Source organism: Pseudomonas sp. FBCC-B545 (assembly GCF_059134095.1).
Genome location: NZ_CP101441.1, coordinates 4084108 through 4096301, shown reverse-complemented (window position 1 = coordinate 4096301; position 12194 = coordinate 4084108). Strand labels below are relative to the sequence as shown.

Sequence of the window (12194 nt, the reverse complement as noted above, 5' to 3'; positions counted from 1 at the left end):
CGTGGCGATTGAGACATTCACCTGGGCCACCCAGAACGGAGAAGCACCCGATATTAGCTATCGGGTGCGCACCTCCCAGTTCGGGGACGGCTACAAGCAAGAGGTCGGGGATGGGATCAACAATAAAGTCGATGCCTATCCGATCACTCACACGGGCAACACTGCGACAGCGCTGGCCATGATGGCTTTCTTCGATCGCCACAAGGGCGCCAAGGCTTTCTTGTGGACCACTCCCCTGGGCCAGCTCGGCCTGTTCACCTGCAGGAACCCAACCCCTACGCCCATGGGCGGGGGCGTATTCAAAGTGACAGCGACGTTCGAGCGCGCTTTCCACCCGTAAAGGTCAATCCATGTCGCTGATCAATGCTATCCAGACTCTTGAGCCTGGCAACGAAGTCATGCTGTTCGAACTGGACGGCAGTGATTACGGCGCCGATGTTCTGCGCTTCCATGGGCACGCGATCCCGCATACACCTGCCGAACTGATCGCCGCCGGCGGCAACGCTGACCAGCTGCCGGCCAAGTCGATCTGGTGGAAGGGTGAAGAGTACGGCGCTTGGCCCATGCAGTACGAGGGCAGCGAGGCGAACGGCGACGGTACCGCAGTGCGCCCGAAGCTCTCGGTCGGCAACGTCAACGGGCGAATAACCGCGCTCTGCTTGGCCTTCGAGGATCTGCTCGAGTTCAAGCTGACCATTCGCAATACGCTGGCCGAGTTTCTCGACGCCGTGAACTTCGAAGGCGGCAACCCCACGGCCGATCCCACCCAGGAATCGATCGAGGTCTGGTATGTCGACCAGAAGACCAACGAAGATGGCGAAACGGTCAGTTGGGACTTGGCCAGTCCGGGCGATGTCGGCGGCGAAACCATTGGCCGGCAGATGACCACGCTATGCCACTGGTGCCTGACGGGGGGTTACAGAGGCCCCAACTGTGGATACACCGGACCCTACGTTACAAAGGATGGGGTTGTCACTGACGACCCTGAGCTCGATGAATGCGACGGAACTCTTGGCAAGGGCTGCGACCCGCGCTTTGGCGTAGGAAACCCCGCCTCATTCGGTGGATTTCCTGCTGTTTCCCTCATTGCCCGGAGCTGAAGAATGCGCAAACACATCATTGCGGCGATCCAGGCGCATGCAGAGCAGTGCTACCCCGCAGAGTCTTGCGGCCTGGTGCTGTCCGTGGGCCGGGCGCAGAAGTACTTCCCCTGCCGGAACATTGCCACCGAGCCGAACGAAGAGTTCCGGCTTGAGCCAGAGGACTACGCCGCGGCGGAAGACCAGGGCCAGGTGATCGGCATCGTCCACTCGCATCCTGACGCCACCAGCAGGCCTTCATCTCGCGACCAGGCCATGTGTGAGGCCACGGCTTTGCCCTGGCACATTCTGTCCTGGCCCGAAGGTGACCTGCGCACGATCACACCGACCAGCAACACGCCGCTGCTGAAGCGCCCATTTGTGCATGGCGCCTGGGACTGCTGGCAAGTCTGCGCTGATTGGTACCGGCGCGAGTGGGGCCTTGAGTTCGAGGCCTTCCAGCGCGCTGATGGCTGGTGGGAGAGTGCAGACAGCACCAGTCTTTACGAGGCGAATTACGCCGCTGCTGGCTTTGAACAGGTCGACAGACCCCGGCGCGGGGACATGATCGTGATGGAGGTAGGCCGCACGGCTCACCCAAACCATGCAGGCATCTATCTTGGCACTGACCCGGCGCTGCCAGGCGAAGAATCTGACGTGTTCGGTCCCGGGCCTTTCGTCCTGCACCACCTGTATGGCCGACCATCAGAGGTGATCGTCTACGGCGGCCCTTGGCTCCAGCGCACCCGCTTAATTCTTCGACATAAGGAGGCCAGATGAGCGCCATCGTTTATTCGCCGATGACCACTATCAAGCTGTCTGGATCGCTGGCCCAGAAGTTCGGCAGGATGCACCGGCGCCAGGTGGGCTCGGGCGATACCTGGGAGGTGTTCAGGGCGCTGAAGGCAACCATTGACGGGTTCGAAGCCGAGATCCGGCGCCTTGACCGGCTCGGCCTTCGCTTTGCCATCTTCCGCAACCGGAAGAACGCCGGGCAGGATCAGTTCGGCATGGGAGGCACAAAGGAGGTCAGGATTGTTCCAGTGGTAGAGGGTGCGAAGCGAGCAGGACTGTTGCAGACAGTACTCGGCGTCATCCTGATTGCCATGAGCACTATAACCAACGGCGCAACCCTGGCGCCGGGTATCGCCCTCACTGCCGGCGGCGTGATCCAGATGCTTAGCCCGCAGGCAGCAGGCCTCAAACAGAGCGCTTCGCCTGAAAACATGCCCAGCTACGCATTCGGCAGCGCAAAGAACACCACGGCCAGCGGAAACCCTGTCCCAATCTGCATCGGAGAGCGCCGGTGGGGCGGGGCGATTATCTCGGCATCGATCTACGCCGAAGACAAGACATAACCACGACGCATCGAGCAAGCCGCCTAAGAGGCGGTTTTTTATTGCCTGGAGGAAAGTATGGGCGCAGCACAGAAGCTGTATATTAACGGTGCCAAAGGTGGCGAGACCAAGCCAAAGGCACCCGTAGAGGCGCCCGACAGCCTGCGCTCCACCAACGTGGCCAAGATTCTGATCGCCGTTGGCGAGGGTGAATTCGACGGCACGCCAACTGCGCGCGACATCTTCCTCGACAACACTCCTATCCAGGATGCCAGCGGTAATTTCAACTTCACGAACGTCAAGTGGGAGTGGCGCCCAGGTTCTGTGGAGCAGACCTACATCCCGGGTATTCCATCTGTCGACAACGAAACCTCGCTGAACATCGAGCTGCGCAGCGGGGCACCATGGGTGCAGTCGATTACTAATCTTCAGCTCTCGGCAACTCGCATCCGCTTGGCCACGCCGCGCCTCGCGAGCCAGGACAGCGAAGGAAACATTAACGGCTACACGATTCAATACGCAGTGGATGTGGCTACCGACGGGGGTGCCTATCAGGAAGTTCTGGTAGGAGCTATGTCGGGTAAGACCACCACCCGCTACGAGCGCTCCTTGCGTATCGATCTGCCGCCAGCAACCAGCGGCTGGCTGATCCGGGTTCGCCGCATAACCCCAAACCAGAACACCGACAAGATCGCGGACAGCCTCTTCATCGCCGGCTACACCCAGGTGATCGACGCCAAGCTCCGCTACCCGAACACAGCGCTTCTGTTCGTCCAGTTCGACGCCGAGCAGTTCACCAACATCCCGGCCGTGACCGTGAAATGCAAGGCCCGCCGCTGGCAGGTGCCGAGCAACTACGATCCGGTGGCCCGCACGTACTCTGGCGCCTGGGACGGCACTATGAAGGAGGCATGGACCAATAACCCTGCCTGGATCACCTATGGCATCTGCACCCAGGACCGTTTCGGCCTGGGCCGCCGTATCAAGCCTTGGATGGTTGATAAGTGGGAGCTTTACCGAATCGCGCAGTATTGTGATCAGTTGGTATCGAACGGTGCCGACGGCGTTGAGCCACGCTTCCTGTGCGACATGAACCTGCAGGGCAAGGCCGAAGCCTGGTCCCTGCTGCGTGACATCGCTGGCATTTACCGCGGCATGACGTACTGGGCCCAGGGTCAGCTGGTCATGCAGGCTGATATGCCTCGTTCACAAGACATCGACTACGTCTTCACTCGCTCCAACGTCATCGACGGCAAAATTTCCTACGGCAGCGCTTCCGCGAAGACCCGCTTTACTCGCTGCCTGGTCAGCTATGACAACCCCCTGAATAACTACGACACTGACGTCACGGTCTATTCCGACTTGCCGCTCCAGCGCCGCCTGGGTGACAAACCGACTGAGATCAGTGCTATCGGCTGCACCCGGGCATCTGAAGCACAGCGCCGGGCAAAATGGTTGGTCCTGAGCAACAACCAGGACCGGACGATCAGCTTTAGGACCGGCATGGAAGGCCGTATCCCGCTGCCTGGCTTCATTATTCCGGTTGCCGATTCGCTGCTGGCGGGCCGGGAGATCGGCGGGCGCATTGCGGCAGCGGCGGGGAAGGTCATCACCTTAGACCGCGACACCATGGTGAAAGCCGATGACCGGCTGGTGATCAATCTCCCGGGCGGACGTGCAGAAGGGCGCACCGTGGAAAGCGTGAGCGGTCGCAATGTAACCGTGACCGTGGCCTACAGCGAAGCACCTGCTGCACAGCTCCAGTGGGCTATCGACGCTGACGACCTGGCAATCCCTCTATATAGAGTGATGAGGACAGCACGGACGCCAGAGGGTGATTACGACATCAGCGCTTTGCAGTACGAGCCAAGCAAGTTCGCCAGCATAGACACCGGCGCACGGCTGGAAGAACGGCCAATCAGCGTTATCCCGATTACTGTGGTGCCGCCGCCGGCCAGCGTCACGATCACGTCGAACGTATCGATCGACCAGGGTCTGGCCATCAGCACCATGAACATCTCGTGGACAGCTGTTGCTGGCGCCGTCGCCTATGACGTTGAGTGGCGCAAGGACAACGGCAACTGGATCAAGGTGCAGCGCACAGGCTCGACGAGCGTTGACGTTACCGGCATTTACTCTGGTGCCTACCTGGCTCGCGTGCGCGCGGTGAGTGCTTTTGATATCTCGTCCATCTGGAAAAACTCCAGCCTGACCAACCTGGAAGGGAAAACCGGTCTGCCGCCGGCGGTGTCGTTCCTGACCACCACCAGCGAGCTGTTCGGCATCGGCATCAAGTGGGGATTCCCTGCTGGCGCCGAGGACACCCAGCGCACCGAGCTTTGGTATGGCCCGGCGAATAACCTGCCTGCCGCGACGAAGCTGGCCGACCTGGCATATCCGCAGGCCGACTACCGCATGCAGTCCCTGCTGGCGGGTGCGACGCTGTTCTTCTGGGCGCGCCTGGTGGACCGTACCGGCAATATCGGTCCGTTCTATCCAGTGGTGAATGGGGTAATGGGGCAGGCCAGTTCGGATGCTGGGCCGATCCTCAAGCAGATCAAGGGGCAGATCGACGAGACCGCCCTGGGTCAGCATTTGAAGGACAGGATCGACCTCATCGACGGTAATGGCCCCGGATCGGTCAACGGCCGCATCGACGAAGCCAAGCAGGAACTGGAAAACCTTATCGATCAGGTAGTCGACGCGCTTGAGTACGACCCCACGAAGGCGTACGCGCTGAACGAAATAGTCCGGATGGGTCAGCACCTGTACCAAGCCAGGGGCCCGGTGCCGGCGAATAATCCTCCACCGAACGCGACCTACTGGACCGACATCGGAACAGTGGTGCAGACGGTCAACGCCCTCGCGACACAGGTTCAGCAGAACAGCGCGACCATTACGCAGCACGGCCAGGACATTACCGCCCAAGCTTCGCAGCTCAATGCGGTGAAGGTAACGGTCAACGACCCAGTCACGGGGGTGAACGCCACGGCCAGCGGGTTAAGCACCCTCAAGGCCACGGTTACCACGCTCGACGGGAAGGTCACCACCACGGCGCAGAAGGTCGACGGCATCTACTTGCAGGTCAATCCACCGCTTCAAGGTGATGACACTGCGCTGATCGGCTCGGACGAAAGCTATGTTGGTGTCTGGTCCGTTCAGTCTGCCCTGATCGAGGGTGACCTGGTTCAGGGGCAGCGAACCGACACCGTGGAAGTGAAGGTAGCCAACAATGCCGCTGCGGTTGTGTCCGAGCAAACGGCGCGTATCAACGCCGACGGGGCTCTTTCCACTCGGATCGACACCGTCACGGCGAAAACCGCAAGCAATGCCGCGGCAGTTCAGGGCGAAATCGTTGCAAGGACGAATGCCGACCAGGCGCTTGGCCAACGAATCGACACGGTTCAAACGACGGTTGGCGGGAATACTCTAGCGATCCAGACCAACGCCACGGCCATTCAAACGGTCGACGGTAAGGTCACGGCGAACTGGTCGGTGCGGATGCAGTACGAAACCGCCACCGGCCTCTACAAGTACGCTGGGATAGGCCTGGGTCTGGAGAATGGGCCAGGTGGATTACAGTCGCAGTTCATCATCGACGCTGACAGGTTCGCCATCGGGCAGGCTGGATCTGTGCCGTTCGCAGTCCAGGGCGGGCAGACCTTCATCAAGGCCGCATTCATCCAAGACGGTACGATCACGAACGCGAAGATAGGCGCTTACATCAGCTCTACCAATTACATCGCTGGTCAGCAAGGGTGGATCCTTAATAAGGACGGAACCTTCGAGATTAACGGCGTAGTGCCTGGGCAAGGTCGCTCGGTCATGACGAATCGATCTTTGCGATTCTGGGATGTTAATAACGTGAAACGAGTGCAAATCGGAGATCTCACAGAATGAGTTCCGGTCTAAGGATATGGTCATCGTCTGGTGTGCTGGAATTCGATACGGGCACCTCAACTTATAGGGTTGTTCTGTCCGTACTTGTTTCATATGCGGGCGAGGGTAGATCAACAAAAACGTTTTCAGTGCCTGGATGCAGCCCTAGCAATTCAGTATGCTTCATGCTGCCGATCAACAATAATAATGATGACAGCTTGGCAACTAATAGGCAGTTGGAGTGCGAGATGGGGAATGGAGTAGTTTCTGTAAGAAATTTTCTAGGCCAGAGGCCGAATGATTCTATTTCCCAGTCGACGATGCGCTTAATAGTTATGAGGTGGGCTTAATGAGTTATGGTCTAGAGGTGGTTAATGACGCTGGAGCCGTCTCGCTTGATTCCGAATATGCGAGGCTGTGCGTTTTTCACAAAGGCACGTATGCGGCGGGCGGTTCCATTGTGTTTGCTTCAGCTATTGATACGCAGGAGCCTCCACTTGTCTTCGTTCGGCCTCAAAGTAATGGATCACTCATTCAGCTTGGCGTTCTCCTAGTAGGAGCGCCCGGCGCCTGGACTGGGTGTAGCGTCACATCAGGTCAAGCTCACTCAGGCGATGTTTTTGTCGCGGCATTTTCATCTAAACCAACTGCCTCATATGGATTGAGATTGTGGGATGCGACTGGAAAGCAAATATTTGATTCTGGAACCCAAGCATCAGTATTCACCAGGGCTGTACAAAACTGGACTTATACGCATACAACCTATAGCGGCCAGGGAACGCCTACTAATTGGTACTCTGTTCCGATGAGTTATGAGCTTGGCGATTATTTGATGGTAAATAATGCCAGAATGCCAATGATGGGCGGGAATAATGAATCCCGCGGGGTTGGGCTTAGGTATGATTTTGCATCCTCGCTTTTGAGATTTAGCGTTACGACTGTATCAAATCCAATCTACTTTTTGCTTCCTGCGATATTTGGAAAAATAACCGCTTAAATTTAAGTTACAAGGAGCATCTAAATGGCAAGACAAGAAATTAACATAGGCACAGCACCAACGGGTGCTGGCGGTGATACCACCCGCAGTGGCGCGGTAAAAATTAACGCGATGACGCAGGAGCTCTATTCGCGAAACGCTCAGCTTGGCACGGCATCTAATGCCAACATAGGAGCCAGCCCTGGAAATGTTATGGCTGTTGGCTCATATGGACTTGGTCCTAGAGTAGTATCGGACTCCAGAATTTACGATTCCATGAACGTTTGGGAAACGGGATTTGGCGTGATTACTGAGACAACTCAGTTCAAGCCTTCGAATTTCGGTTACGGCACTTTGCTAAATATCGCGTTCCCCGGAACAGGCTATCTTGGAGCTCAACTTTGGATGAGCACTCTGGGCAGTGGTGTCATTGGGTTCAGATCCGGTGATTACAGCACCACCTCATTCAACACGATCTACCACACCGGCAATACCACTCGTGGTTCTGGAGGCGTGCTTTCTGCTGCCTCGCCAATCATGCGGATTGCCTGTGTCGCAACTAGTGAGCGTCGCGACCTCCAGGAAGAGACGTTTGCCCCGGCTGGTGATTGGGGGGTTGTTAACAGCGAGGCACGAGGCGTCACGGTACAACGCATGGGTGTGGGTGAGTACAAGATTGCTGGCAGTCTCGGTCTGGCTCTCGAGGGCTGGCGTACACATGATCCGAGCTCGCCCGACGGCGGTCGAATGCTGGGTATCACTGACAGTCACCAAGATGAAGACGGCACCGTCACGGTACGCCTTTTCAAGCAGCGCTGGACGCTCACGGACGACGGGGAGATGGTGCCAGGCCGTGGCGCCCCCATGGATGTCCCGCTGAATAGCTGGATTGATGTGAGGCTTGAAATGCCCAAGGCGGAAGCGCCACCGCCCATTGCCGCTACCGAAGATTAGCAGCCCGCCAATTGAGCGGGCTTTTTTACGCCTGGAGAAAGCCATGCCGACCACTGAAACCCGCGGGGTGCGCAACAATAACCCCGGCAACATTGATTACAACCCGGCCAACCAGTGGCAGGGCCAGCTCAAGCCCGACCCGGCTATCGAGAAACGCTTTGCACGGTTCGATACGCCTGAGAATGGTATCCGTGCCCTAGGCAAGCTGCTGCTGACTTATCAACGCAAGCACGGACTGAAAACTGTTAAGGCGATCATCAGTCGGTGGGCGCCGTCGGTCGAGAACGACACCGCGGCATACGTGCGCGCCGTCGAAGCGAACACCGGAACCCGGCCTGGCGCCGAGGTCGATCTGACCAGCCCCGCAGTAATGGCTGGCTTCGTCAAAGCGATCATCCATCACGAAAACGCAGGGTATGCCTACCCTGATGCGGTGTTGGCCGAAGGCGTGCGGCGGGCGCTGGCATGACGCCGGTACAGAAGCTGGCCGGCCTGGCGGTGCTGATCCTGCTGCTGATGGCCGGTGCCGCCGGCGTTACCTGGCAGGTTCAAGACTGGCGCATGGGCAAGAAGCTCGCCGAGCAGGACGGCCTGCACAAGGATGACCTGAACAGGATCAGCATGGCCGCCGCCGCCCAGGCCCGTGCCGAGCAGGACAAGCGCCTGGGCCTGGAGCAGCAGCTCGCCGGCCAGGACCAACAACACTCTAAGGAGTTATCCGATGCCCAACGCAACCAAGCTGTTCTGCGTGATCGCCTTGCTACTGCTGATGTCCGGCTGTCAGTCCTCCTTGCCGAGGATCCAGCCAGTAGCTGCAACGTGCCTGCCACCACCGGCGCCGTCGGCGTGGTTCATGCAGCCCGTCGAGCCCAACTTGACCCAGCGCATGCGCAGCGAATTATCGCCATCACCGACGAAGGGGACAACGCCATAATCGCCTTGCGTGCGTGCCAGGCGTATGTCAGGGCTGTGGCCCCCTGAGTGCAGCCAACTCAAGCAGAAGCCGCTGATTTTCTATGCGCAGGTGCTCGTTCTGATTTGAGATCATCTTTAGGCCCATGATCTCTTTGCCTCTTTCCGAGTATTCGACATTTGTGCGGCTAAGCTCGACCTCAACAGCTCGAAGCTTTTCTTCTGCTGCCATCTTGCCGGTAACCAGCAAGTCGTTCATCTGCACCAGGCCAGCGATATTCGCTCGAGCTCTGCGCAGCATGCGCTCGGTCTCCACCAGCTCATCCACGAGGATTGCGCATTGGTGCTGGTACATCTCAAGGGGAGTGGGGCAGCCGAGCCAATCATCGGTTTCCATGTCAACGTTCATAGCGTGAATCTCAAATACTGTATGTGCGTACAGTAATCGAGGTGTGGCAGGTTTGGGGAGTGGTGTTCGTCGGCAGAACGCCGGGGATGGACGATGTGATCCCTTATGAATTAATCGTGATGAGGTCCGCCCATTCCTGCATCATCCCTCGGCGCTGATCTAGATAGGTGGCGTGGTTATACACGTCACGGATGAAGCTACTATCGGCGTGCGCAAGCTGTCTCTCAATCCAGTCACGGTTGTACCCGCGTCCGTTCATCTCGGTGGAGAACAGGTGACGGAACCCGTGTGGTGACTGGATGCCGGTGAGTCCGCAGGAATCCATGACGTTGTTGGCGTAGTTGGTCCCGATCGGTGCGGTGGTGCTGTTGCGGTTGATGAACACGTACCGCTTGTCGCCGGTGATGGGGAGCATGCTCTCGAGTATGGCGATGGCCTGTGTCGATAGCGGGACTGTGTGATCCCTCCGCATCTTCATTTTCGCGGCAGGCGTGGTCCATATCGCGGCGTCCAGATCGATTTCCGACCATTCGGCGTGTCGGACCTCACCCGGACGAGAAGCGGTGTAGATCATCAGCATCAGCGCGGCTTTCAGCTGTTGGCCTGAGGCGCAGTCGCGGATCGCCACCATAATCCTGGGCATTTCGCTGAACGGAAGGAATGGGTGCGGCTTGTGCTGGCCCATCTTCTCGGTCACGGCGTGCATCTCGGCGGTGGGATTCGCCTCAATGACGCCAGTAGCGATGGCATAGCTGAACACCTGGCTCATGCGCTGACGGACCTTCACGGCAGTGGCTACCGATCCCCGCTTTTCCACCCGGCGAATCAGAGCAATAACATCGGCTCGCTTGATAGCGTCGATCTGCCGATCGCCAAGCGTAGGCAGAACGTCCAGCGCCATGGCATTGCTGATCACCCTGTAGGTGCCCGGCGAAATGCTCCCCTTCCTGAACGCCAGCCATTCGTCATAGACACGACGGAAGGTTTGCCCGCCTGCCGCGATCATCCCGGCTTTCTTTTCCCTTCTTGAATCTCGCGGATCTACTCCATTCGCGACGTCCTCTCGCGCCTCGTCTCTGCGTGCGCGCGCTTCCTTAAGGCCGGTCTCCGGGTAAGTCCCGATCGAGATGCGCACCTGCTTTCCAAGCCATGTAAATCGAAAATGCCAACTCTTTACGCCGCTTTGAGCCACGTAGAGTGAAAGGCCAAGTGAGTCGGGGAGGGTGTATCCCTTTTCCTTTGGCTTTGCCTGCTTGGCTGCTGTGTCCGTGAGTGCCACTAGTACATTGCTCCGCGCGTTCAATTTTCAATGTACTGGATAATGTACTAACTGTTTTGCATTGGGAAGGTATTGAGCGGTACGCGGTGATACGCCTAGCGCTGAGACTCGCGGGCGTTCATTGAGATGGTGATGCGAGGCGGTTTTTGGTGGGAGGCTACCGTGGAATTCTTGAAGATTTCCACAGTGTTTTCAGCTCGGTCAGGTGTCTGGCAGTCGGCGAGTTTAACAGTTTGATCAGCCCCTGCGCACACCGCTCCTACCGTTAGAGGGCAAGCAGTCGGTCGCCCAGCGCGCCGTTATCCGCCAAGGCCAAAAACTCATCCCCCAGTCGTCGGCTCTCGCTCATTGCGGTTTGCCAATACTTGTTGCGGCTTGGGTCATCGCCCATGAAGCGCTTGAAATCACTGCGGTCCGGCAGTTTGCCGTAGGGCAGGCGGGCCAGGTAGTCCCTGGAGGGTGCCAGCAGCAACACATCCTGCAAGCCTTGCGGGCTGCTGCGTCGCCATGGCAGGCCCTTGTCAAACCAGCCGGGGATGACCCGGTCAGTGAAGTGCGGGTAGAGCACAATGTCATCGCCGTGGTAGGGCAGGTCGAGGTGATAGTCGAGCAGGCCACCGTCGCGATAGGTGCCGGCACCGGCGCCGGGCAGGTCGCGCACGCCTTGCATGACCATGGGGATCGAGCCGGACGCAAGCAGCGCCTGGCGCAGGTTGCCCAACTCCAGGCTAAGGAAGCGCGACGGGAAATCCTTAAGGGGATGCACCGGCGGTGCCTGGCGCGGGTCATGGATGATCAGCCGTTCGAAATGCCGCGACAGCCGTGCGCGGCCCCGCAAGTTATCCGCGATCACCGAGGACAGGCCCAGCCCCAGCCGCCCACGGTGGTCGTCGGCGAGCAGGCCGTGGCTCTTGACCACCATGATGTTCAGGCGATAGTCGGGATTGTCCAGTATGCGTGCATCACGGCCAGCCAGCAGGTCATCGAGCATGCGTTGGCAACTCTGGCTGACGTCGGCCATGGTCACGCCTTTGGCGAAGCGCTGTTCGTTATACAGGCGGCCCAGGTCCAGCAAGCCTTGCACAGGGTCGGGCAGGCAGGCGCTGGCGAACCGCCAGGAACCGATGGACGCGCCGATCAATGCACGCTCGCGCGGCACGCGGGGTAGCCAGTCACCAAACAGCGCCAGGTCCAGGCCCTGGATGCCCAAGGCCTTGGGGCCGCCAGCCGCACCGGGGAGAATGCCGACGTCGGCAGGTGCAAGACCCCGCTCGCGAATGCGGGCGAAGGCGCGTTTGCCGGCCTTGAGGGTCAGGGCAGGGAACTTGATATGGATGGCTGTCATACCGGTCTCTGATTGGGCGAACGG

The 12194-nt window shown here is 58.8% G+C and carries 12 protein-coding genes; 9 read left to right on the top strand and 3 right to left on the bottom strand.

Annotated elements, in window-relative coordinates:
• Position 1 precedes the first annotated feature (1 nt).
• From NMB39_RS18755 to NMB39_RS18715, 9 genes are all read left to right on the top strand, one after another.
• On the top strand, positions 2-340 hold the full coding sequence (locus NMB39_RS18755; RefSeq protein WP_494340263.1) for a phage tail protein: 339 nt from the start codon (positions 2-4) through the stop codon (positions 338-340).
• A 10-nt stretch (positions 341-350) separates the two neighbouring features.
• Positions 351-1100 (top strand): phage minor tail protein L, encoded by a 750-nt coding sequence (locus NMB39_RS18750; protein ID WP_494340264.1) that lies wholly within the window; start codon positions 351-353, stop codon positions 1098-1100.
• A 3-nt stretch (positions 1101-1103) separates the two neighbouring features.
• The gene (locus NMB39_RS18745) at positions 1104-1859 is read left to right on the top strand and encodes a C40 family peptidase (RefSeq protein WP_367236936.1); all 756 of its coding nucleotides are present in this window, start codon (positions 1104-1106) and stop codon (positions 1857-1859) included.
• On the top strand, positions 1856-2437 hold the full coding sequence (locus tag NMB39_RS18740) for a tail assembly protein (RefSeq protein WP_494340265.1): 582 nt from the start codon (positions 1856-1858) through the stop codon (positions 2435-2437). The genes NMB39_RS18745 and NMB39_RS18740 overlap by 4 nt, the downstream gene beginning before the upstream one ends.
• Positions 2438-2494: 57 nt before the next feature.
• The gene (locus tag NMB39_RS18735; protein WP_494340266.1) at positions 2495-6316 is read left to right on the top strand and encodes a TipJ family phage tail tip protein; all 3822 of its coding nucleotides are present in this window, start codon (positions 2495-2497) and stop codon (positions 6314-6316) included.
• 328 nt (positions 6317-6644) lie between these two features.
• On the top strand, positions 6645-7292 hold the full coding sequence (locus tag NMB39_RS18730; RefSeq protein ID WP_494340267.1) for a hypothetical protein: 648 nt from the start codon (positions 6645-6647) through the stop codon (positions 7290-7292).
• A 24-nt stretch (positions 7293-7316) separates the two neighbouring features.
• The gene (locus NMB39_RS18725; RefSeq protein ID WP_494340268.1) at positions 7317-8225 is read left to right on the top strand and encodes a phage tail fiber protein; all 909 of its coding nucleotides are present in this window, start codon (positions 7317-7319) and stop codon (positions 8223-8225) included.
• Positions 8226-8268: 43 nt separating this feature from the next.
• Positions 8269-8694, top strand: coding sequence for a structural protein (locus tag NMB39_RS18720; RefSeq protein ID WP_494340269.1), 426 nt, complete (start codon positions 8269-8271; stop codon positions 8692-8694).
• A complete protein-coding gene (locus NMB39_RS18715; protein ID WP_494340270.1) occupies positions 8691-9206 on the top strand; it encodes a lysis system i-spanin subunit Rz in 516 nt (171 codons plus the stop codon). Before NMB39_RS18720 ends, NMB39_RS18715 begins: the two co-directional genes overlap by 4 nt.
• Here NMB39_RS18715 and NMB39_RS18710 read toward each other — a convergent pair.
• The 3 genes from NMB39_RS18710 to NMB39_RS18700 form a co-directional block, all read right to left on the bottom strand.
• Positions 9187-9534, bottom strand: a complete 348-nt coding sequence (locus NMB39_RS18710; RefSeq protein ID WP_494340271.1) for a hypothetical protein — start codon at positions 9532-9534, stop codon at positions 9187-9189. The two genes, NMB39_RS18715 and NMB39_RS18710, sit on opposite strands and share 20 nt — an antisense overlap.
• Positions 9535-9649: 115 nt before the next feature.
• Positions 9650-10825, bottom strand: coding sequence for a tyrosine-type recombinase/integrase (locus NMB39_RS18705; RefSeq protein WP_494340272.1), 1176 nt, complete (start codon positions 10823-10825; stop codon positions 9650-9652).
• A 265-nt stretch (positions 10826-11090) separates the two neighbouring features.
• Positions 11091-12170, bottom strand: coding sequence for a patatin-like phospholipase domain-containing protein (locus tag NMB39_RS18700; RefSeq protein WP_494340273.1), 1080 nt, complete (start codon positions 12168-12170; stop codon positions 11091-11093).
• Positions 12171-12194: the final 24 nt, after the last annotated feature.